The 22387-nt window shown below is 46.1% G+C and carries 18 protein-coding genes; 9 read left to right on the forward strand and 9 right to left on the reverse strand.

The features are described from left to right. Positions 1–363: 363 nt before the first annotated feature. Positions 364–738 carry a hypothetical protein gene (locus tag RIC07_RS32125; protein ID WP_446376688.1) on the forward strand — a complete coding sequence of 125 codons (375 nt, stop codon included), beginning with the start codon at positions 364–366 and terminating at the stop codon, positions 736–738. 422 nt (positions 739–1160) lie between these two features. Further along, positions 1161–2633, forward strand: coding sequence for an aldehyde dehydrogenase family protein (locus RIC07_RS32130; RefSeq protein WP_446398066.1), 1473 nt, complete (start codon positions 1161–1163; stop codon positions 2631–2633). A gap of 633 nt (positions 2634–3266) precedes the next feature. Here RIC07_RS32130 and RIC07_RS32135 read toward each other — a convergent pair. After that, positions 3267–3680 (reverse strand): HNH endonuclease, encoded by a 414-nt coding sequence (locus RIC07_RS32135; protein ID WP_446398067.1) that lies wholly within the window; start codon positions 3678–3680, stop codon positions 3267–3269. Further along, on the reverse strand, positions 3681–3890 hold the full coding sequence (locus RIC07_RS32140; RefSeq protein ID WP_446398068.1) for a hypothetical protein: 210 nt from the start codon (positions 3888–3890) through the stop codon (positions 3681–3683). It abuts the gene before it with no gap. Between the two features lie 244 nt (positions 3891–4134). On the opposite strand from RIC07_RS32140, the gene RIC07_RS32145 reads away from it, so the two are divergent. From RIC07_RS32145 to RIC07_RS32160, 4 genes are read left to right on the forward strand one after another with little or no spacing between them, the layout of a single operon-like run. After that, positions 4135–4356, forward strand: coding sequence for a hypothetical protein (locus RIC07_RS32145; RefSeq protein ID WP_446398069.1), 222 nt, complete (start codon positions 4135–4137; stop codon positions 4354–4356). Then, complete coding sequence (locus RIC07_RS32150; protein WP_446398070.1) at positions 4320–7382, forward strand: CHAT domain-containing protein; 3063 nt, start codon at positions 4320–4322, stop codon at positions 7380–7382. The genes RIC07_RS32145 and RIC07_RS32150 overlap by 37 nt, the downstream gene beginning before the upstream one ends. Before the next feature lie 3 nt (positions 7383–7385). Next, on the forward strand, positions 7386–8522 hold the full coding sequence (locus RIC07_RS32155; protein WP_446398071.1) for an Rpn family recombination-promoting nuclease/putative transposase: 1137 nt from the start codon (positions 7386–7388) through the stop codon (positions 8520–8522). Beyond that, positions 8519–9991: a hypothetical protein gene (locus RIC07_RS32160; RefSeq protein WP_446398072.1), complete on the forward strand. Its 1473-nt coding sequence runs from the start codon at positions 8519–8521 to the stop codon at positions 9989–9991. The genes RIC07_RS32155 and RIC07_RS32160 overlap by 4 nt, the downstream gene beginning before the upstream one ends. A 246-nt stretch (positions 9992–10237) precedes the next feature. Here RIC07_RS32160 and RIC07_RS32165 read toward each other — a convergent pair whose 3' ends face one another. The 3 genes from RIC07_RS32165 to RIC07_RS32175 are packed head-to-tail and all read right to left on the reverse strand — an operon-like array spanning position 10238 to position 15144. Then, positions 10238–13372 (reverse strand): efflux RND transporter permease subunit, encoded by a 3135-nt coding sequence (locus tag RIC07_RS32165; RefSeq protein WP_446398073.1) that lies wholly within the window; start codon positions 13370–13372, stop codon positions 10238–10240. Positions 13373–13424: 52 nt separating this feature from the next. Next, positions 13425–13568 carry a hypothetical protein gene (locus tag RIC07_RS32170; protein ID WP_446398074.1) on the reverse strand — a complete coding sequence of 48 codons (144 nt, stop codon included), beginning with the start codon at positions 13566–13568 and terminating at the stop codon, positions 13425–13427. Beyond that, positions 13555–15144: an efflux RND transporter periplasmic adaptor subunit gene (locus tag RIC07_RS32175; protein ID WP_446398075.1), complete on the reverse strand. Its 1590-nt coding sequence runs from the start codon at positions 15142–15144 to the stop codon at positions 13555–13557. Before RIC07_RS32175 ends, RIC07_RS32170 begins: the two co-directional genes overlap by 14 nt. A 587-nt stretch (positions 15145–15731) precedes the next feature. Here RIC07_RS32175 and RIC07_RS32180 point away from each other — a divergent pair. From RIC07_RS32180 to RIC07_RS32190, 3 genes are all read left to right on the forward strand, one after another. Beyond that, positions 15732–16565 carry a response regulator gene (locus RIC07_RS32180; protein WP_446398076.1) on the forward strand — a complete coding sequence of 278 codons (834 nt, stop codon included), beginning with the start codon at positions 15732–15734 and terminating at the stop codon, positions 16563–16565. A gap of 70 nt (positions 16566–16635) precedes the next feature. Further along, the gene (locus RIC07_RS32185) at positions 16636–17553 is read left to right on the forward strand and encodes a response regulator (protein WP_446398077.1); all 918 of its coding nucleotides are present in this window, start codon (positions 16636–16638) and stop codon (positions 17551–17553) included. 70 nt (positions 17554–17623) lie between these two features. Continuing rightward, positions 17624–17812: a hypothetical protein gene (locus tag RIC07_RS32190; protein WP_006097802.1), complete on the forward strand. Its 189-nt coding sequence runs from the start codon at positions 17624–17626 to the stop codon at positions 17810–17812. Between the two features lie 107 nt (positions 17813–17919). Here the strand turns inward: RIC07_RS32190 and RIC07_RS32195 are convergent, their stop codons facing one another. From RIC07_RS32195 to glnA, 4 genes are all read right to left on the reverse strand, one after another. Next, a complete protein-coding gene (locus RIC07_RS32195) occupies positions 17920–18276 on the reverse strand; it encodes a response regulator (protein WP_446398078.1) in 357 nt (118 codons plus the stop codon). A 90-nt stretch (positions 18277–18366) separates the two neighbouring features. After that, positions 18367–18870, reverse strand: a complete 504-nt coding sequence (locus RIC07_RS32200) for a YbjN domain-containing protein (protein ID WP_446398079.1) — start codon at positions 18868–18870, stop codon at positions 18367–18369. A gap of 244 nt (positions 18871–19114) precedes the next feature. Beyond that, complete coding sequence (locus tag RIC07_RS32205) at positions 19115–20188, reverse strand: class I SAM-dependent methyltransferase (protein ID WP_446398080.1); 1074 nt, start codon at positions 20186–20188, stop codon at positions 19115–19117. Positions 20189–20354: 166 nt separating this feature from the next. Beyond that, positions 20355–21776: a type I glutamate--ammonia ligase gene (gene glnA / locus RIC07_RS32210; RefSeq protein WP_446398081.1), complete on the reverse strand. Its 1422-nt coding sequence runs from the start codon at positions 21774–21776 to the stop codon at positions 20355–20357. Between the last annotated feature and the right edge of the window lie 611 nt (positions 21777–22387).

Raw genomic sequence — 22387 nt, forward strand, 5'->3', positions numbered from 1 at the left:
CGGTGCAAAGTGCAAGACCGTGGCACCTAGTCGAGTGGCTGCTTCTTGGGGGGTTAAACTAGACATTGCCTGACTATATCAGAGAAAATGTCTAGTTATGTCACTAATTGTCTAGATATTTACGGACTGTTAGTTAACCCCAACAGTTAATCATCAGATCCCCCAAACTCCCAATAACCCATGTTTGGACGAAGGGCGGGTTTTGCCTTTGAAGTTATCGGTAGATACCAAAATTAAACGGCTAAACCCGCCCCTACAACTGATATGCCATGGCATATCTCTACCTATTGCGATCGCTAACTTTGGTTACTAGACCGATGCTTTAGGGGGATCGAAAACTCGCCAAATCAGCAAACTGATATCATGACACCTTTATTTCGCCGCCTCCAACCCGCCCAGAAATTCCGCATCAGCCTCGCCACGATCGCTCAATTCTTAAAAATTCCTAAACACCTAATCGTGCGTGTGGAATCCTGGGCATATATCGTCTTTGTTCATCGCCGCGACAAAGGCGGACAATTCATCAGTTATCGTCAATTACGCCAATGGTTCAACGCGATCGCCTGCCAAATTCAACACTGCACCACCTGCCAACAACTGCGGCAATTGTGGCTTGCAATTGAGAGCGATCGCAAACGGCATCATAAACAATACAATCACCAGCATGTCTCCTGGTTATACAATCTCTGGACACAGCACTGGCAAAGGCTTGGGTATGAACAACCGATGATCTCCTAACCTGGAGACGCTTGCATCGCGATATCCCTGGAGAAAGCATCCATCTGGGAACCTGCGATCGCGGATTCCGTTCTCCTTCTCAAGATTTTCGTACATAAAAGTTAATTTTAACGAAAGTGATTGCATCTATTTATTTTACATAATCAAAACTTTAACCTTAGACGACAAAGTAAACTTCAACTCAAAAAAACTATAGAGTTTAGATTATCAGACGATCACAGCTTCATGGATAACAGACAACGAATTGTTTTACATAAGTTAATAATATTTGATTTATAACTTTAGATAGATAAAACTAGAGCGCTATGTTCCTAAGGTTGTAGGACAAGTGAATGGAGGCGGTCATAGATAGAGAATTGGTAGAAACTAATGCATGACCACAATCCTATTGCTTTTTGCAGTAAGAACGAAAGGAGAATTTGATGGTAACCGCCACAGCACCAGAACAAAAGGTGAAAATCGGTCCGACTCAGTTGTTAATTAACAACGAATGGGTGGAAAGCACCACGGGTCGCCGATTTGAGACGATCAATCCCGCCACAGGAGAGGTCATCTGTGATGTGGCTGAAGCAGATGCGCCAGATGTAGATAGGGCGGTGCAAGCAGCGCGGGCAGCATTTGAGAGTGGGGAATGGCGCACCATGTCCGCCAGCAGTCGGGGAAGATTACTCTATAAACTGGCAGATTTAATTGAGCAGAACAAAGAAGAACTAGCACGGTTAGAAAGCCTTGATAACGGCAAACCTCTAGGTGAGTCGATGAATGGTGACTTACCGTTAACCATTGCTTGCTACCGCTATTATGCAGGTTGGGCAGATAAAATTGAGGGCAAAACCATCCCGATTAATGGTCCTTACTTTTGCTATACGCGACACGAACCTGTGGGAGTCGTGGGTCAAATTATTCCCTGGAACTTCCCCTTGTTAATGCAAGCCTGGAAACTAGCACCAGCATTGGCGGCTGGTAATACAGTAATTCTGAAAGTAGCAGAACAAACGCCCCTAACGGCATTGCGAGTTGGCGAACTGATTCTGGAAGCGGGTTTCCCACCGGGCGTTGTGAATATTCTACCCGGTTATGGACCCACGGCAGGCGGTGCGATCGCGTCTCATCCTGATATCAATAAATTAGCCTTTACTGGTTCAACAGAGGTGGGACATTTGGTTATGGAACAAGCCGCCAAAACCAACCTCAAGCGCGTCACCTTAGAATTAGGCGGTAAAAGTCCCAATATCGTCTTTGCGGACGCTGATATGGATGCGGCGATTGAAGGTGTTCACCATGGGCTATTTTTCAACCAAGGTCAATGTTGTAATGCGGGTTCACGAGTCTTCGTGGAAGAAAAATGCTACGACGAGTTTGTGGCTAAATGTGTAGAACGGGCAAAACAACGCACCGTCGGTGATCCTTTTGATTCCAATACCAAGCAAGGACCCCAAGTGGATCAGGCTCAATTTGATAAAATCATGAGCTACATTGAAGCCGGACAGCGAGAAGGGGCAAAGATGCTGTGTGGTGGAAATCGAATTGGCGATCGCGGTTTCTTTGTCGAACCTACAGTCTTTGCTGATGTGGATAACTCCATGAAGATTGCCCAAGAGGAAATCTTTGGTCCGGTGATGAGCATTATTAAGTTTAAGGACATCGATGAAGCGATTCGTCTGGGAAACACCACCATGTACGGACTCGCCGCAGGTGTGTGGACAAAAGACATAGCCAAAGCCCACGCGATCGCTCATAATGTTCGTGCGGGTACAGTTTGGGTCAATTGCTACCACGTCTTTGACGCGGCTGCACCCTTTGGTGGATTTAAACAGTCTGGCATAGGTCGCGAATTAGGTGAATATTGTTTGGAGAATTACACTGAAGTGAAAACTGTGACCGTGCAACTGTAGGCGACAATATCATAACAGTGGGATGGGGGAGTTGTTAGTTGATTAAAAACTAATGATTCCCCTATCTCTACCTGAGTTAAAAGTAAAAAAACTCTTGTCACCTTGGTGACAAGTAGTTATAAGTAGTTGCAAAAGTAGACAGGATTTTAACTGGATTGCTAAAAAAGCTGATCAGGTTGATGCCAAGTATCCTAAATTTGAGAACCGTCCACTCCCGGCTAAATAGGGGCTGCTGAATAAGTTAGGACTTACGCAAAACCTCTATTGGTAGGGTGTGAAAGCGCTTGCGTAACGCACCTTTACCACCACTTACAAGCCGAATCTAATTCATCAAATAAATTAAATCAGGACACGATAGTATCGTGTCCCTACCGAATTAATCCCCCCTAAGCTGCGGTAGGGGCACGGCATTGCCGTGCCCTATTATAGGGCTTGCTGCATTAATTTGAAAGCTATACTATACAATGCTTTTAAGCCATTTTTCCACCCAACAAGTGCAAAGTTGTAGGTTGGGTTGAGCGAAGTCGAAACCCAACAGAATCTAGGGGGGAATAAGCGTACTAAAAGAACACGTTACCCCATAGTCAAAAAAGGGAAAGCAACACACAAAAAAGGCAATCAGTCAATGCAAGTTTATGGTGGTGGATGACGACCAAATAATTCCTCTTGTGTCCTAATCGCCAACATTGTTGCTCGATTCAAATCAAGTGCTTGTACCGTTGCTCGACCTGTAGCTGTCAACCCGACAACTTGCACACCGTTCCAATCAAAGTGTTCTTTCCATACCTGTTGGCGAGGATTAAAAATGGAGACAACTTCACCCGTTTCCGAGTCCTCAAGCTTTTGCCGTGCGCCTTTACGAAGTGAGCAGGAGACACAAGCAAGAGCCAAGTTTTCAGCAATCGTCTCGCCACCAGCTACGACAGGAACAATGTGGTCGATATGGAAAGTCGCTACTTGACCAATTTGTGATATACCACAATATTCACAGCGGTTATCTGCTCTTTGAATGACTAATCGGCGGAGAGAAGCTGGAATTGTTGCCATCTATGTTTGCTTCGTTACCCGTGTTGATTGCAAACGCAGTAGAGATAAAAATTCCACCAGTTCAACCAGTCCTTCTGCTTCCTGTCGTTCTGCCTGAGACAGGGTATAGCCATCATCCTGACGATCCAACAAAAATTGTAAGCGTGCGTGAACCGCTTGGGGAAGCTGGAATCGGGTTAGTTCAATAGGAATTTCGACGATTTCGGGCATAGAACTGCACTATTCTTTTGGAGGATGCCAAAGCGAGCTATTGTTGTTATATCACATTAGGAAACCTAACATACTCCCACGGTTCAGAGCATCTTTTGCGCCGTCGCCGGAGAATACCGCTTATTAAGCGCCACTCTCACCGCTGTGGTATGCTGATATTTTAACCCTAAGCTGCGGTAGGGAACAATGGCTACTTAACCTAGATTTGGTAGAACAAGTTGTCAATATACTCAGAGGTTAACGTATGGTTTATACGTCATCTCAGCTTCTAAGTTTTGATAAATTTATCGCCCACTATAGCAACAATCCGCGCTATGAATTGGCGGATGGAGAATTAATTGACAGGGAACCCACTGAACCTCATGAAACAGTCGCGGGAAAATTAGCCAGTAAACTTAGTATTGAGTTAGAAAAACAAGGTTGCCTCCAATGGATGAAAGTCGTCGGCAAGACTATCGTAATCTAATACAAATGCTGCTGAATTGTCCTAGTGGTGACGAACCAAGAATTTTGAGGGCAAATTCAAACCTCATAGATGCTGGTTTAGTACAGACCATGCTACAGATAGCGGCTGGTTTGATAGTTACAGGTAAGCTGGACGCTTCTGATTTCTTAATGAATGTTACTGGTTACCTGTTAGGAGTGTACAGCAGTACACCAATAAAGAGATTATCAAGCCAAGATGCACCGATAGCAGTTGGTATCGGCAACTCATTTGCAGTAATCCCCGAAAAGTATGCCAGTTTATTAGGTGAACTAATGCAGGCAACTTTAGATCACAGAAGGAATCTAGAAGGAGTATATCCTTTTCTGAAAGCTAACTTAGACAAACTGGATGATACCTTTGCTCAAGTGTTGCGCGACTGGGCAACCTCGCTCTTATCAGAACTGGAGCCAGCAGCAGCAGAAAATCTTGCGGTATATATCGGCAATCTCGGTTTTCTACTTCAGAAATTTCCACTAGGCTGCACAGCTAGCAACTTAGAGATTGCCATTACAGCTTACCAATTCACTGTTACAGTTTTAAGCCCTGAATGTTTTCCAGAAGAGTGGGCAAATACTCACAACAATCTGGGTCAAGCCTACCGTAATCGAATTCGCGGTGATAAGCCACAGAATTTGGAAAAGGCGATCGCAGCTCTCCAAAACGCCTTGCAAGTCTACACCCAAAAAGATTTTCTACAACGGTGGGCAATGATCAAAAACAATTTGGGTCTTGTCTACAGGGAGCAAGGGCAGATTGAGCAGGCAGTCGCGGCACACGAAGACGCTCTAGAAGGCTATAGTTATCATCAAGAGTTTCTAGAAGAATGGGCAGATACCCAAACCTATCTGGGCAATGTCTACAGCGATAAGGACGAAGTTGATAAGGCAATCGCAGCTTACAAAAAAGCTCTAAAAGTCCGTATTCCTTATACATATAAGTGGGCAGAAACACAGAACAATTTGGCAACTCATTATTGCAAAATTGGGCAAATTTATCAAGCGATCGACATCTACAAAAACAACCTACAAGTTTACACCCAGGAATTTCCAGAACGCTGGGCTACAACCCATTACAATTTAGCTCGTGCCTATAGTAAGGCAGGACAGATCGAACAGGCAATTAAAGCTTATCAGTCAGCTCTAAAGGTGTATACACCTGCTGCTTTTCCCATCGAATGCTTGTACTGTGGAAATAACCTCGGTCACCTAGCATTCGACAATGGGCGTTTAGAAGAGGCAATTGAAGCTTATGGCGTTGCTATTGAAGCTGTTGAGCAGAGTTGGGCTTGGGCGAGTACCGATGCACGGCGTCAAAAGATTCAAACAGAAGCGATAGGTGTCTACATCGGAATTGTAAAATCCTACGTCAAAACCAAGCAGTGGAAGACAGCAATTGAATACGCTGAGCGTAGCAAAGCCCGTAACTTAGTACAACTCCTGGCTAATCGTGACCTGTATCCAAAAGGAGCTTCAGAAAGTGATTGCAATCAACTAAAGTATCTGCGTCGGGAAATTGCGGCAAAGGAACGGCAGTTAGAAACTACCCAGATAAATTTTTCTACTGGCATCGAGGAAAATAAGCAACTACTAGACCAAACTTATTCCGAGCAATTGCGCCAAGAACTGGATAATTTGCAGCAACAATTGAATGATTTGCTGGAACAAATCAAGACACTAGATCCCAACTTCAGCTTCACTCAACGGGTCGAACCCATCTCTTTTGAGAGGATTCAGGCATTGCTACCCAATGATAAAACTGTCCTCATCGAGTGGTACGTCTTAGGTGACACTTTTCTAACCTTTATCGTTACCCGCCAAAGCCCGGGAATTACTGTTTGGCAATCCTCTCCAGAAGACGCTCAAGCTTTATTTGACTGGCTTAGAGAGGATTTTTCTGACGACGAGCAACCCTCAAAGGAAAATTGGAAAAACCAGCTAGAGTTCAAGCTTCATCGCCTTGCTCAAATTCTGCATTTAGAGGAAATCCTATCCCATGTTCCAGAGACCTGCGATCGCGTAATTCTGATTCCCCATTTCTTACTACATCTGCTTCCCCTTCACGCCCTGCCACTCACTTTTACGGATACGTCTCCCGTCGAAGAGGATAGAAGTCTGCTAGCAAAGAAGAGAGAATCTGACGCTGACCCTGCCAGACAAAAATGCCTCCTTGACCGATTTCCTGAAGGTGTGAGTTATGCACCTAGTTGCGGATTATTGCAGCTAACTCAAAACTCGCAACACTTTGAATTTAGCTATTTCTTTGGCATCCAAAATCCCACTCAAGACCTGAATTACGCCGATCTTGAAGTCGAAACAATCAGGCAGGACTTCCATCCCAATGATAAAGTCCTTGCTAGAGAGGCTGCTACGAAACAAGCCATCTACAACCAGCAACTTCATCTTGCCCACTGTATCCACTTTTCCTGTCACGGCTATTTTGATTCAGAAGCTCCCCTGCGTTCTGCCCTACTCCTCGCCGATGCCACGCCAACACAAACAGAAACTTCCCAGATAGTAAACCCAGAGCGCTACATTCGTTTAAGAGAGGGTAGCACCGTTAATCTGGGAAAGTGTTTGACATTGGGAGAAATTTTTGGGCTAGAGCTTAGCCAATGCCGCCTTGTCACTCTCTCTGCCTGCGAAACGGGCATAATCTCTCCCAATGGTTTGATCGATGAATACATAGGCTTACCCGGTGGCTTCCTCATCGCAGGTTCTCCCTGTGTCGTTAGTTCCCTCTGGAGAGTAAACGACTTATCGACAGCCCTATTAATGATTAAGTTCTATCAGAATCTCAAATCCGGCTTAACCGTCGCGATTGCCCTCAACCAAGCCCAAACCTGGCTCAGAGATGCTACAACAGAACAATTACAGCAGTGGGCAAGCCAACTCCCCAATGCTAATCATAGAATGCAACTGAGAGCTTTCCTCCGTACAAAACTGCGTAATCGCAAACCCTTTGAATCCCCCTACTACTGGGCAGCATTTTGTGCCATTGGTCAATAACCCGTGAAAACTGATAGCATCTTCTACAACCTGTTCCAAGCCTTTCCCAGCATCTTCTTTGAACTGATCAACCGTTCCCCAGAAGAAGCCGCTAGTTACGAATTCACTTCCCGCGAAGTCAAACAACTAGCCTTTCGCCTAGATGGTTTATTCCTACCCAAAACCAACGCACCCGACAAACCGTTCTACCTCGTTGAAGTTCAGTTTCAGCCCGACGCCTCCTTATACTACCGCGTATTTGCTGAACTCTTCCTCTTCTTAAAACAATACCAACCCCCTCACCCGTGGCAAATTGTTGTCATTTATCCCAACCGCCCTACTGAACGAGAGCAACCCTTACATTTTGGCAACCTTTTAGCCCTAAACCAGGTGAGACGAATTTACCTAGATGAATTAGGAGAAGCCGCCGAACGCTCATTAGGGGTAGGAGTTGTTAAGCTTGTAATCGAGCCGGAAGAAACAGCCGGACAACTCGCTCGACATTTAATTGAACAAGCGCAGCAACAGCTCAGGGATGAAGTTGTTCAGCGTGACCTGATTAATTTAATTGAAACGATTATTGTCTACAAATTACCACAAAAAAGCCGCGAGGAGATTGCCGCCATGTTGGGATTAAGCGAACTGAAAAAGACCCGATTTTATCAAGAAGTCTTTGAAGAAGGGAAACAGGAGGCAAAATTAGAGACAGTACCAGCATTGCTCCAGTTAGGATTAACCTCAGCTCAGATTGCTGAAGCACTCAAATTACCCTTGGAATTAGTTCAGCAAACTGCACAACAAACAACCCGTCAAGCTATGTCATTCTCTGAACAAAATGTTGCCGCTTTCATTGAACTACTAACCCGTCAGCGTTCCCTCTTTACCCCAGAAGACTTAGCGGAGTTGGAGCAGGTAGTTGCTCCTTTACCGGATGATATTGAAGCACTCTCAAAAGTAATCTCAGAATGGTGTGAGGAACACCCTGAAGTTGATGAGGCGCAATTAAAACTTCTCCCCGATAATTCAGGAGAGAAAGCACCAGGTAGCAAAGAGGGCAAGGTTAAACCTCCCAACGACGCACTCAATAAACAAATCCTAAAAAATGCCATTCAGCAAAGCTCTTCTTCCCAGGATTCCCAGTCATCAAACTCTAGCTCATGAAGGTTGCTAACCCAAAACTGACACTCTATGCCTTTCATCTACGTAACAATTTAGCTCAAGGTGAAGAAGAACCTGTTGATGATGCAAATCATCTGTGGGATCAATGTCAACAATTGGGTAAAAAACTTAATGTTCCCAGACTCGAATCTTTGCTTGAGCGTCTCCAAGATAGCCAGGGCAAAGTTGGGATATCTCCAAGCCGGGATAACCCAGAAAGCGACTATCTAGAATTACTCCAACCAGAACGTCTGCTAAGTTTCTCTGCCATTCCTAACGGCAGTTCACTCCAACTCAGAGGCGAAGTTTATCCCCTCCAAATCCACGATACCTATGCCGTTGACATTACCTTGCGCTATCCTTATCCTCATGTTGAAATTGACCAATTGGCAGGATTAAATCCCCAAGGTTGTCTACAAATTGCTCAAAGTAACTCTTTACTGGGACAAACTCTAGTCCTTTTTGCCCAGCCAGAGGGGAAACTCAACGATATTCAAGCCTTTGCTGATAATTGTCTGACTGCCATTGTGCCAGAATTAGACAGACAAAATTACAGGCTTTCCGCTCAAGGCAGATTTTTAGGCAGTCCAATTTTTGAATATAGCAATATTCAGGAAAATCCAACTCAACCGAGCCATATGTTCATCTGGCTCAATTACCACCCTCAAACGGAAACCTTAGAAACAGCCGTAGATTACGATAAACCTCTGATTCATCTACTGTGCTGTCGCCATAAAATACTTTATGTCTACTCTCAATCTCGATGGTGCCATCAGCAGGCACGAAAACTCTACACACAATTAGATGGTAAGGCTAAAGGATTGCAGCACTTGCCCTCGGAGCCTACTCAAAGGCTGAAGCAACTCAAAGAATCGCTCACCAAACTTTATAAAACTGCCTTTGACTACGCTAACTACCTGCGAGATTTAGAATCTCATCGTACCACGATTGAAACGAATAACAAAAACTATCAAGTTGGGCTGAATCAGCTTAAATTGATTAGCCTTGAAAAAGAGGATGATCTGGCACTCTTGCAACAATTTATTATCCAAAATTCTGAAAAATTTATTGAACAAATAAACACATATTTATCTTATCTTCTCCCCAGTCAGCAACTATTCCAGCAGATGATAGAGACAATCCGGGGAATTGTTGAAACAGAACAGGCTGAGAGCGATCGCGCCACGGAATCAGCAGCTCAAAAACGACAACAACGCTTAGAACTGCTCATTACCGCCGTCAGCACAGGTTTAGCCGTTAGTGGTATCTCATCTCAAGTCACTTCTGAACCTGTAAAAATGCTCATCACTAAAAATCAACCCTCGGATAGCCCTGAAGCTGCCATTCCCCTTTATCTTTCCTACTACAATTTCCTTGACGTGCTGTTTCACATAATCGTGGGAGTTCTCATAGCGCTTCCTGTAGGTCTAATAGTTTGGTGGATGCAAAAACGCTCAAATCGCATTCGTTAACTTCGTCCGCAAACTCATCAAAAAAGAATCCTACAAAGCACCTACTGGGACAAAAACCTATAGTGACCGCTAAGGCGGTTAGGACGCATCTTATGGTAGAGACGTTGCATGCAACGTCTCTACAACATCCGGGTTAGCCACCCCCTTTATAATCTAGTCCGCGCAGGCGGACTACCCTTCGGGAAGGCTTCGCATACATTTGTGTAGCAGCGATTTCAATCGCCTCAAAAAGGGGTTCCCGATTCCCTATTTAGACGGCTTCGGTGTTAACAGTAAATACAAACAAGGCACCACCAACAACGCACTCAACGTCGCCGCAATTAAACCGAAGATAATCGCACTACATAAAGGCATCCACGTCGCCTGACTCAGCGCCAAGGGAATCAAGCCAATAATCGTAGTTAAACTCGTCGTCAAAATCGGTCGCAAACGATCAGATACCCCATGAGCCGCCGCTTTTCGCACGTTCATCCCCTCTTGTTCATAGTGGTTCATCGTATCCACCATAACAATGGCATCATTGACTACAATACCCACCAAAGAAATCACCCCGATAAACGCCGGAAAGGAAAAGGGAATCCAAGCTAGAAAAAACCCGCCCATTGTACCAATTAAGGCAAAGGGAATTGCCAAGAGAATAATAAATGGCTGGCGAAATGAACCCAGTTGCAGCACCAGCACAGCAAACACCATAATAATTGCCAAAACCAATGCTTGACCTGCTGAACCAAAGGTTTCCGCCTGTTCCTCCGCTTCCCCGGTAAACTGATAACGGTAACCAGGAGACCAAGACTGCTGCATCTGTTCCAATTTCGGTTCTAAATCACTGAGAATTTCGCCAACAGTGCGACTGGCGACTTTTGCCAATACGGTAACCGTGCGTTCTCCGCCTCGATGGGTAATCGATAACGGGGTTTGTCCCTGCACTGTCTCAAGCACCGAGTCTGCTGCAATCACAGGCTGATCCGGATTTGAGCCAAAGAAGCGCACGGATAAGAGTTCATCTCGGCGAGTCGGACCTCCAACCTCTCCCCCCCGTGAGGGCCAAGCGGTACTCAGGCGAATTTCTAAATCCTCTTCATTTCCACCCAGAACAAAATCCCCAACATCATTGGTGGTCATATAATAACGTGCCTGTGCCGCCAGTTGCTCTTCACTAATTCCATAAAAATCAAGCTGTTCGCGTTCGGGAATCAGTTTCAAATCCGGTTGCAAGTCGCCCAAATTATCGCGCACATCGGTTGTTCCCGGTATTTGCCGTAATGCTAACTGAATATCCCCAGAAATCCGCCGCAATTCACTCAGATTATTCCCGGTAATTTCGACTTGAATCGGGTCTTCATTTTGGGCGGCTTGTTGGCTGTTGATCACTAAGGTTGCACCGGGATAAGATGTCAGCGCCGCTTCCAGTTGGGAGCGCAGCTTATCCACGTATTCAAAGGAGTTCAACTGGCGCTGTTCTTCAGGAAGAAATACAGCATCAAATCCAACCAAATAGCTGGCTTGGCTGGGCTGCAATTCCCCAGAACTAACTAAAGTACTGCGTCGTCCGACATATTTAATTACACTTTCAAAATAATCTTGAGAACGTAAACGTTGACCCAAGTCATCCGCCACCGCTTGTGACGTTTCCAGCGTGGTTGTTGGCGGCATTTCCACATTAATACTCAAATCCCGTGTATCGGTTTCTGGAAAAAACACCGTGGGAATTTGGGTAAAGGCAAAGACGGCACAGAGGAATAAGGCAATGGTTCCCGCCGTCCAAGCCCGGGCAGTGGTTTGATTACGAACGGTATGATTCAAACTCCACTGAGTAAACCGTTCTGATGCGGTTTCACTGAGTTTGTCAATGCGGGAGGTTTTATTTTCTTTGCTGACTCCAGCTAACAGAAAACGAGATAAAGGAACATCTACCAAAATCGCGATCGCAAAACTCAGCAGCAGGCAGATTATCGCCGTAATTGGCAGCAAGCGAACAAATTTACCCATTGTCCCACTAATTGCCATCAGCGGCACCATTGCCAAAATCGTGGTTAACTGACCAGAAAATGCTGGAGGCGCATAAGTTTTTACCGTCTTCAGCGCCGCTTGATTAAAACCTAATTTAGAAATAAAAATCGCCTCGTGCATTCCCTCCATCATTAAGATGAAGACATCCACCAACAAACCCAACGACAATACCATGCCAATCAGTACCATCGTATTCAGCGTTTGACCCGTTAACCATAAAATCGCCAATGCCCCCAAAAAAGTTAAGGGAATGGACAGTCCAGCAATCAACGCTTCTCGCCAAGACAAGGCAATAAACAAAATCACAAATACCGCTGCCATTGCCTGCAACGCATTGGTAAATAAGTTTTCCAAATCCTCCCAAATTGTTTCAGATTCGTCAGAAATAATCCGGTATTTCATCCCAGGAAACCACAGTTCGGGATTCTGCTGGGCGGCTTCAATTTCCGCCAAAACCCGATTAATTACTTCAATTGAATCCTGTCCAGGGACTTTCTTAATCCCCACACTAATAACGGGTTCAAACTGTCTCCCCTGCCAACTAATAAAAGCCCGACTTTCTTCTTCCTCCAACTCTCGACGAACCGTGGCAATTTCCGCTAAGCGAACCACCCGCCCATCCAGACGAGCGATCGGCAATTCCCGTAAATCGTCTAATTGGCGAAACCGTCCATAAAAGCGCACCTGCGTGCCAATTTGCTCACTCTCCACCTCATCTAAAGGCACATCGCGGTCAGCAGTTTGGATGCGATTGGCAACCGTCGTGGGTGGAATTTGTAGCGCGACTAGGCGACTGGGGTCAAGCTGAACCTGTACAACTTCATCCCGCGCCCCTCCCAGATTGACTTCGCTAACACCAGAAACCTTTTCCAATCGTTCTTGCAACCGTTCCGCTGCCAAGTTTAAAACGGTGGCGTCCAGGTCACCAAATAGGGCAATGGTAAGAATGGGTACATCATCAAAGGAAACTTGTTCAACAACGGGTTGATCTGCCTCTCTGGGCAAATTGGGTTCGGCTTGAGAAACGGCATCCCGTAGCAGTTGAATCGACTGATCCACATCCGCCTCGGAGTTAAATTCTACCTGAATTATGGAGAAGCCACTAAATGAGGCACTTCTAAGTTCTTCCAGGTTTTCAACAGATTTAATCTCCGTCTCTAATTCATTGGTCACTTGCTGTTCAATGGTTTGCGGATCAGCCCCTGCCCAGGTTGTGGTGACTGTCGCTATGGCAATATTAATATCAGGGTTGGCTTCTTTAACGATCGCCGCGTAACCGAGAAACCCGCCAATTGTGAACAGCAGGCTTAACAAAATACCGAAAACGGGTTTGAGGAAAAAGAAACGAGATATCGGGGATGGTTTTGTCATTGGTCATTGGTCATTTGTCATTGGTCATTGGTCATTGGTTATTTGTCATTGGTCATTTGTCATTTGCTCCCTCTGCTCCCCCAGCTCCCCCAGCTCCCTCTGCTCCCCCAGCTCCCCCAGCTCCCTCTGCTCCCCCAGCTCCCCCAGCTCCCCCAGCTTCCCCATCTCCCCCATCATCCCTATTAATTGCGTTCAATAATCTCGACAGGTGTGCCATCTACTAAACGATTTTGTCCTTCAGTGACTAACAGTTCTCCGGGGGAAACACCGCTCTCAATTTCTCGCCGCTGAATGCCTGTAATTCCGGGTACAATTTGACGCTGATCCACCACTCCTTCTTCGGGATTGACGACAAAGACATAGGGGTCTTGATCACGATAAACAAAGGCATCTAAGGGAGCGACAACTGTATTGTCCTCGTCTTCCACAGCAATCCAAGCTGAAACTTGTTCTCCATGTTGTAGGTTGGTTGTGGCGTCCGTAATCCGAATGGTGACTTGAATCGATCGCCCCCCTGGACTAACGGCGGGGTTGACGGCAAATACTTCTCCTTTCGCACGCGCCCTTTCAATGATGGTTTGGTTGGGACGTTCACCGGAGCGCTCCAGTTCTGAGACAATGTAGGCAGGTTGACCGGGACGAATCCGCTGTCCACTGGAGGCGGGGAAGTCGGCAATGACTTCAAATTGGCTGGGATCGATGACGACAATCGGTACTCGCTCTAAAATACCTTGATACTCTCCTGCCAGTTGGGTGGAGACGAGTTGAGGAGTATAATATTCGTTTTCGCGAATATTCAGATAGGCAACAACACCATCAAACGGGGCGTAAAGTCGCGTCCCTTCTAGGTCAACCTTCGCCTGAGTCAGTTGGGCGCGAGCCGTGGTAATGCCCGTTTCGGCGGCTTCCACCTGTTCTCTGGCGGCTTGAACTTGGGCTTGGGCAGCTTGAACTTGATCTTGGGCGGCTTGAACTTGGGCTTGGGCGGCTTGAATTTGGGCTTGGGCGTCTTGTAGTGTATTCTGGCGGGTATCAAATTCACTGGCGGGAATCACGCCTTGGTTATAAAGGAGTCGATAGCGTTCGAGTTGACTTTGCGCCAAATCCCGATTGGATCGCGCCTTGGCTAATTGTGCCTGGGCTTGCTGAACTTGAGAACGCGCCTGGGCGACTTGTGCCTGGGCTTGGGCGAGATTAGCGGCGGCGACGCTTTTCTGTTCTTGTGCCTCGGCGACAGCCGCTTGTGCTTGGCTCACCTGGGCTTGGAGTTCCCGATCATCAATTCGGGCAAGCAGTTCCCCTTTTTGTACGCGATCGCCTTCTCGTAATCGTCGCCCCCCTTCCCGGTTGGCGATGTAGGTGACATCACCCGCTATGTCAAAGGTTAGATGTTTAAATCGAGTCGCCCGGACATTCCCTTCACTGGATACCCAGGCGCGAATCGATTCTAATTGGGCTGGGGTAACCCGCACGGGTAGGGGGGAGGTTTGAGTTGTGGTTGCGGCTTCTTCTTCCTTAGGCGACAGGCGCATCACCGATACACCACCAATTGCCAGCACTAACCCCACCAGGGGAATCAGCCACCATGCTTTTTTTAACTTGGTTTTGAGCCGAGAAGACTGGGGGGATTTTTTCCCATTGAAATCGTCTTGGTCAGCTTCGGGGTGTTGGGGTGGTTTTTTGGCAGTTGCTTGGCTATCCTGTCTCTGTTGCTGATTGCCATTATCAACATGAGTATTCTCAGGAGTGGCGGTAGTGTTTTCTGAAGGCATGGAAACCTGACGGTGACGACAATAGAAGGTCTTACTTTTAAAGTTACTCAGGAGTTTGAATATCACCTCTTCTCTAAGAGAGAGTTTTGGCAAACTAGGCTTATGCCCCTAGCCGCAGTAACATAAGCTACAAAACGTCCGCATCTTCTGGATATTGATTAGACGCTGAATAATCGACTAAGAATTAAGCCCTGAACTAAAGTTTGGGCTAAAAGCTAAAACCCGTTAAAACGGGTTCAAAAACTTACCCAGTAAGCTCGATTCTTACTTGAGCGTTGATTCCGGCAATTTATTTCCTGGCGTCGTCACCCCTTCAGGAGGGAAGCTTACTGCTACTTTTTGGGTTAGCAAAAATTCTCAAAAAAAGCAGTGATTTAAATCAATAATTTAGGGTGATGTGGCAACGCACACAGAGAATTATACTCTCAGTCAGTCGCCCAGAAAAGCTCACTCGCCTGCTCCAGACAAATGTAAACAAAAATTACGTCGATTTAGCATGAAAAATTCGGCAATCTGGCGTAGGTCTAAATAGCCTCCTTACCTACACAATAAAGAGAGGAATAATCCAGCCTAATAGACAGAACACAATGCAAACCACGCCTTTAACAAAAACCCATAAAACACGGATATTGCTAGCGGAAGACGATCGGGTGAATCAGAAATTTGCCCTCCTTTTGCTCAAGAAACTGGGCTATCAGACTGATGTCGTGAGTAACGGTGCAGAGGCATTACAGGCTTTGCAGAGTCAGTCTTATGATGTCGTATTTATGGATGTGGAAATGCCAGAAATGGATGGTTTAACCGCGACTCGTCAGATCTGTGAGCAGTGGTCTATTCACGAACGCCCCCGGATTATTGCACTTACGGCTTATGCTCGGCGGGGGGATCGAGAACAGTGCTTGGCGGCGGGGATGGATGATTATATTACGAAACCGATTGAGTTGCCAAAACTGGTTCAGGCGTTGCAGAAGGTATCGGATAGTCATCAGGGGTTACATGGAGATGAGGGCGCAGGTGTTTTTCCGGCGTCGCCAAGGTTGCTTGATCCGGAGTCGGAGGTATTAGATCCTAAGATATGGCAATCCTTAGAGAAATTAGCGGGAGCAAAAGCCAAGGTTGTCTTGGATAAAATTGTGGGGGACTATTTAGAAGATGCACCCGAACGACTTCAAGCCATTCAATCCGCGATCGCAATCCAAGATGCAGAGGCTCTAAGACAGGCGGCTCATAGTCTCCGTTCGAGTAGTGCGAATCTGGGTGCTGTCACTCTTTCCCATCTCTGCAAGGAGTTGGAAAACTTGGCAAGTGCGGGTATGAGTGAAGTCCCTGCGGAGCAACTGGTTCAGGTAAAGGTAGAGTATGAGAAGGTGAAAACTGCTTTAATTAAACAGATGTCAAAATCCCCAATCCCCATTTCTTAATCAGTAGGGGCTTGGTAACCAAGCCCCTACAGCAAAATAATTCTTGCACCGACCCTTCTACCCTCCTACCATGGATTTTCAGCCCGATCAACCTTTAATCCTCGTCGTTGATGATGATCGTTCGATGCGCTCATTACTCAATTTAGCGATGACAGAAGAAGGATATGGCGTTGTGGAAGCGAAGGATGGGGAGCAGTGTCTGAGCGAATATCTGCATTATCAGCCAGACATGGTATTGTTGGATGCAGTTATGCCGGGATTGGATGGCTTTACCTGCTGTCAGCGTTTGCGTTCTCTACCAGGAGGCGATCGCATCCCGATTTTAATGATTACGGTTTTGGATGATCAAGAGTCCGTGGATCGGGCTTTTGAAGTAGGTGCAACGGATTATGTCACCAAACCCATCTATTGGGCGGTTCTCTCCCAACGAGTACGGCGTCTCTTGACGGCGGCTCAAGCTTTGACACAGGCGGAACAAGCCACCCAGCAATTACAGCGTTTACACCAGTGGAACGCTTTATTGGCAGAGATTCTCCAGCGCTTGTGTAAGTCTACTCCTGTGTTAACCCTGCTGGATTTCACAGTGGCGAAGCTGCGAGTTCAGTTAGACGTTGAACGAGTCATCCTTTATACCTTAGGCGATCAATCGATTGTGGAATCCGTCGCCCCCGGATATCCCTCGGTGCTAGAACTTTGCCTTGCTGATCCAGGTTTAGAGGAAGACTATAAGACAGTGTACCAACAAGGGCAAATTGTCGCGATTGAGGATATTGAGCAAACCGAACTCTCAGATGTTGCGATCGCGCAACTGACTCCCTTAAAAGCCAAAGCCGTTTTAATTGTACCCCTAATCAGTCACGGTCAACGATTAGGGGGGCTGTGTGTCCATCAATGCATAACCCCACGCCATTGGGATCAGCCGACAATAGAGCGATTGACTAATCTGAGCAACTTACTCGCGATCGCCCTGTTCATGAACACAAATTGAACATAGAATAGACGCGATCGCTAACATTGAGCATCCAGACTGGAACTCAATCAATCGTTGAGGTTCTACCATGACTCTGGAAGAATTAGAGAGAGAGTATCGAGACGCGATCGACATCTTAGGCAACCAACTCCAAAACACCCTACTCGGACTATCTCAAACTGAAACCCGACTCACTCAAATTGGAGAATCGGTGAATAACCTTACCCGGATTATTGAGGAGTTCATTCAACAGCAACGCCAATCCGAGTCGGAATAGAACACCAGTTGTGGGTGAAGAGGGCGGGTTTTGTTGTTCATTTAGTTGGTGAGTATCTAAATTAAATGGCTAAACCCGCCCCTACCAGAAAATAGACGTACCCATTATTATTTCAATTCCGCCTGAATCGCACGCCTAATATCCTGCACCATCGTCGGTTTCACCAAAAAATGGCAAGCCCCCAGTTCAAATGCTCGCTGTTTATCTGAGTTAAAGGAAAGTGCTGAAAGAATGACCACCGGAATTTGTAAAGATTGGGATTGTCGCAGTTGTTCCATCAAGGTAAAGCCATCAATCTCCGGTAACTTGAGATCCAGTAAAATTAAATCAGGTTTAAATTCTCTCACCACCTCTAAAAAATTAGCGCCATCGGGTCTAGCACAAACTTCATACCCATGCAACTCAAGATATTCACTAATTGCTTCCCGATTCAAGCCGTTATCTTCGATAAATAAAATTTTCACCAGCTACGATAAGGAGATTGACATGCTCCCGCCGCTAACTACCGCTTGTACCCGATAGGGTCAAGCGTAGGATGCGCGGCGGAATTTTGCTCAAGTCGCGCCAAACTCTTCTTGTAACGCTTCATCATTATCATCAGCAATAGTGGCAACAATGGTAATCGCCCGAGAAATTTCTCCCGGCGATAGTTCAGCCACCGTGCGCGATGATAACACCACCACTTGATCATCCACAATCCCAAAACGGGATTCAAAGGTATCTGACCAGTTCATTTCCAGAAGCCTACGCATCAATTCGGCTTCTTTTTCTGCCGGGAGGTTCAGCACCGAAGACCAAACGGTGAATGTATCCTCGTCTGTAGAACCCGTTAGCTGGACAAAGACTTCTACACTACCATACTTAAACTTCCAGAGATAGCCTTCATCGTTATGGCTTACCATAGCGCTGTCATCTTGCTCCAGGCTAGAGATGACTGTTTCGATGGTTTCTACATAGTTGACGGTAGTCTGGTCTTGGATGAACTCCGTGGAAACAATCTCCTCGGTTGACAAGCCTTCTGTAGATACCGTTTCTGGATTCGATTTTTTAGTGGTCATAAAGGTTTCTCTATAGGAGTTGACAATTGTATATAACACAAGGCGTGGTATTTGCCTAATCCGGCAATTCATCTCACGCCATAATCCCAAGATTTGGTGTTCTGGATACAGGAATATCCCTCAAGCTTATTTTATCGAGATCGATCCATAAAATAGTGAACTTCACGGCAGAACACCCGAAAATCCAGATCCCCGACTTCTTCAAGAAGTTGGGGATCTTAATATCTTAATTGCCGAGAAAGGTTTACACCGTAGCGTCTTCAGGCTTATGAGCAATCCAATACTTGCTCATAAAGTGGTTTTGAGTTGTAATTGCCTCAAAACCCGCCTGAGTGAGGCGTTTGACTAAATCATCGGTAATATAGTGTCTGTAGTACGGTTCGTGGAATATCGCAGGGAAGTTTTCCATCATGGGCATGAATTGGGGAAAATCAATCGCCTGAATTGAGTCACCGATGACAAACACGCCTCCCGGTTGAATCACACGGAAACATTGATTAATGATGCGCTGACGTATAGACGGTGGTAGTTCGTGGAAGAGAAACACACAAGTGATACCGTGGAAATAATTATCTCGATACGGCAGTTCCTCCGCCTTCGCCTGCATCAGTTGGGGTAATTCTCCCGGAATCTCCGATAAGAGTTGATTGGCTTTACGCAAATAAGCTGGGGATAAATCTGTGCCAAATAGAGACGCTTTTGGCAAACTTGCCCGAATCATTCTCAGAGTCCGACCCGTTCCACAGGCGACATCGAGAACTCTAATTTGTTGAGGAGGCACTGTATCAAAGGCTTTGAGTCCTTCCTTTAACGGTGCAAGTACGCGCCGTCGCATCGGATCAGCTGCACCATTGAACAGAAGTTCGACCTGCAAATCATACAGGTTGGCTGAGGTATCACTCAAGTAGCCATCGGTTTGGTAATGGAAGTTGCGCCGATAGTAGTTCGGATAATTTTCGATATCAATCTCTGGCGAGAACTCCTGATATTTATTCTGATTAACCCTCTCCCAGATGTTCAGTAAATCCAGGCAAATCTCTGGATAGTAGCGAAAGAAGTCTTCCCAATGGTTATCAAACAGCAGGCTTTCAGGATACACGCCCCGCTCCACGTCCTGCCAATCGGTTTCCAGAATCTGATCAAGCCTTTGCCGAAGTAGTTGCAGGGTTTCTGGAGAGAGGGGTTTGGCTATAAGCTCATTGATTGGGGGATTAATCAGATTCCGTAGTTGTGATGCTGTGTTTTTGTGTACCAGCGCAAAAGCCGCTTTTCCTTGCTGGAATGTTTGATATGCCAGTTTTGTCAAAGTATCAGCCATAAGAGTCATCAAGCTTGTTGTTACCTGATTGTCATTTGTAAATTATTGTAACTAAAAATTTAGAAAAGTTTAAAGAGTCAAACCTAGAGTTGAGGGGAGATGTAGGCAGAAAAAAAGCCACCCTGTCAGGATGGCTTTTTTAGTTATTTTGTGCTAAACGCTGAGACTAGACATCGTAGTAGAGGGAAAACTCATAGGGATGAGGACGCAACCGCATCGGGTTGATCTCATTGTCGAGTTTGTAGGCAATCCAGTTGTCTACAAAGTCTTCGGTGAATACCCCTGTACTGGTCAAGAAGGTATGATCCTTCTCTAAATGCTCTAAAGCCGCTTCCAGAGAACCAGGAGTTGACGGAATTTTGCTCAATTCCTCGGGTGAGAGGTCATAGATATCCACATCCAACGGTTCGCCCGGCTCAATTTCATTCTTAATTCCATCCAAACCTGCACACAACATTGCAGCAAAAGCAATATAGGGATTACAGGTTGCATCAGGACAACGGAATTCCATCCGCTTCGCCTTGGGATTGTCACCAGAGAGAGGAATCCGGATGGAGGCGGAACGGTTTCCTTGGGAGTAAGCCAAGTTTACAGGTGCTTCAAACCCTGGAACCAAGCGCTTGTAGGAGTTTGTTGTTGGGTTGGTGAGGGCTAATAAAGCAGGCGCGTGTCTGAGTAAACCACCAATGTAATGCAGCGCCATCTTGCTCAACCCAGCGTAGCCATCGCCAAAGAACAGGGGTTTCCCCTCTTTCCAGATAGACTGGTGAGTGTGCATCCCAGAACCATTATCGTTAAATATTGGCTTGGGCATAAAGGTAGCAGTTTTGCCATACTTCTTGGCAACGTTTTTAATCACATATTTGTACACCATCAAGAAGTCACCGGCTTCAACGATTGGTGCAAAACGGACACCGAGTTCATTCTGTCCCCCTGAAGCAACTTCGTGGTGATGCTTTTCAATTGGCACACCACATTGAGCCATGGTGAGCAGCATTTCGGTACGCATGTCTTGCATCGTATCCGTAGGCGAGACGGGGAAATATCCTTCTTTGTAACGCGGTTTATATCCCAGGTTACCACCAGCTTCTTCCCGTCCTGAATTCCAACGCCCTTCAACGCTGTCTACGTAGTAGAACCCTTTGCTCTCCGTTTGATCAAAGCGAACATCGTCGAAGATAAAGAACTCGGCTTCTGGACCGAAGAAGGCAATATCCCCAAGTCCTGTAGACTTCAAAAAGTCTAATGCCTTCTGCGCTATAGTGCGGGGATCACGGTCGTACCATTCACCCGTGCGGGGTTCTTTAATCGAGCAGATCATGCTCAAGGTTTTTTCTTTCATGAATGGGTCGATCCAAGCCGTTTTCGGATCGGGCACCATTGCCATGTCGGATTCGTTAATGGCTTTCCAACCGCGAATACTTGACCCGTCGAAGGCTACCCCATCTTCAAAAGCACTTTCGTCAATTTGATCGTAGTAAAACGAGCAGTGCTGCCAGATTCCTGGCATATCAATGAATTTGAGGTCAATAATCTTAATGTCTTGATCTTGAATCATTTTCAAGACTTCTTGTGGCGTTTCTGGCATGAATGACTCCTTTTGTCAAGTGGACTATTGTTTAGAAAAGTTCAAATAACGGTGGGGCAGTTGAAGTTCTCACCGACCTCGACAGACGGTGGTGTCTGTCCTAAACCTGACGCTTAGGACGACGGGGGAACTTAGGAATCAAGTGTCGCACAAACCAACTAGACATGAGATGAGGAAACGATACGGTTGATAATAGCAGGAGATGGAAACACGGGTAGACCCGATCAGCTTGCCTCCTACGTGTGAGAAACGAGACAAGATACAGTTTGGTGCGAGCTTTCTCCCTAAGCCGGGGAGCCGTTATCGTACTATCTCAGGTTTACCTCAACAACCTGATTGGGCTTGAAACCTGTCTCCTGTTCATCTGACTCATCCTAGGGAGAGGCAGAGGCAGCTTTTGTATCCAAAGTTACAGAATCTCATTTCCTGATCCTTGATATCCTAAGAAAAAGATTAAATTGTATTAAATATTACAAAATGCTAAGGATTGCCCGTCCCCTATTTGTCAATCCGCTCAACAATGACGTATTCTAGTCTAGATAAGCCAAGTTGCTTTGGGAGCAATAGTTGGGCAGTCCAGCTTATGTGTTCAAGAATGGTGCAGGAATTCT

The organism is Coleofasciculus sp. E1-EBD-02 (assembly GCF_040218245.1).
Lineage (GTDB): Bacteria > Cyanobacteriota > Cyanobacteriia > Cyanobacteriales > Coleofasciculaceae > Coleofasciculus.

What these genes read in the sequence shown, in the direction of transcription:
- RIC07_RS32125 (WP_446376688.1), top strand. Translation starts at nt 364, where the DNA reads ATGACACCTTTATTTCGCCGCCTCCAACCCGCCCAGAAATTCCGCATC.
- RIC07_RS32130 (WP_446398066.1), top strand. Translation starts at nt 1,161, where the DNA reads ATGGTAACCGCCACAGCACCAGAACAAAAGGTGAAAATCGGTCCGACT.
- RIC07_RS32135 (WP_446398067.1), bottom strand. Translation starts at nt 3,680, where the DNA reads ATGGCAACAATTCCAGCTTCTCTCCGCCGATTAGTCATTCAAAGAGCA.
- RIC07_RS32140 (WP_446398068.1), bottom strand. Translation starts at nt 3,890, where the DNA reads ATGCCCGAAATCGTCGAAATTCCTATTGAACTAACCCGATTCCAGCTT.
- RIC07_RS32145 (WP_446398069.1), top strand. Translation starts at nt 4,135, where the DNA reads ATGGTTTATACGTCATCTCAGCTTCTAAGTTTTGATAAATTTATCGCC.
- RIC07_RS32150 (WP_446398070.1), top strand. Translation starts at nt 4,320, where the DNA reads ATGGATGAAAGTCGTCGGCAAGACTATCGTAATCTAATACAAATGCTG.
- RIC07_RS32160 (WP_446398072.1), top strand. Translation starts at nt 8,519, where the DNA reads ATGAAGGTTGCTAACCCAAAACTGACACTCTATGCCTTTCATCTACGT.
- RIC07_RS32165 (WP_446398073.1), bottom strand. Translation starts at nt 13,372, where the DNA reads ATGACAAAACCATCCCCGATATCTCGTTTCTTTTTCCTCAAACCCGTT.
- RIC07_RS32175 (WP_446398075.1), bottom strand. Translation starts at nt 15,144, where the DNA reads ATGCCTTCAGAAAACACTACCGCCACTCCTGAGAATACTCATGTTGAT.
- RIC07_RS32180 (WP_446398076.1), top strand. Translation starts at nt 15,732, where the DNA reads ATGCAAACCACGCCTTTAACAAAAACCCATAAAACACGGATATTGCTA.
- RIC07_RS32185 (WP_446398077.1), top strand. Translation starts at nt 16,636, where the DNA reads ATGGATTTTCAGCCCGATCAACCTTTAATCCTCGTCGTTGATGATGAT.
- RIC07_RS32190 (WP_006097802.1), top strand. Translation starts at nt 17,624, where the DNA reads ATGACTCTGGAAGAATTAGAGAGAGAGTATCGAGACGCGATCGACATC.
- RIC07_RS32200 (WP_446398079.1), bottom strand. Translation starts at nt 18,870, where the DNA reads ATGACCACTAAAAAATCGAATCCAGAAACGGTATCTACAGAAGGCTTG.
- RIC07_RS32205 (WP_446398080.1), bottom strand. Translation starts at nt 20,188, where the DNA reads ATGGCTGATACTTTGACAAAACTGGCATATCAAACATTCCAGCAAGGA.
- glnA (WP_446398081.1), bottom strand. Translation starts at nt 21,776, where the DNA reads ATGCCAGAAACGCCACAAGAAGTCTTGAAAATGATTCAAGATCAAGAC.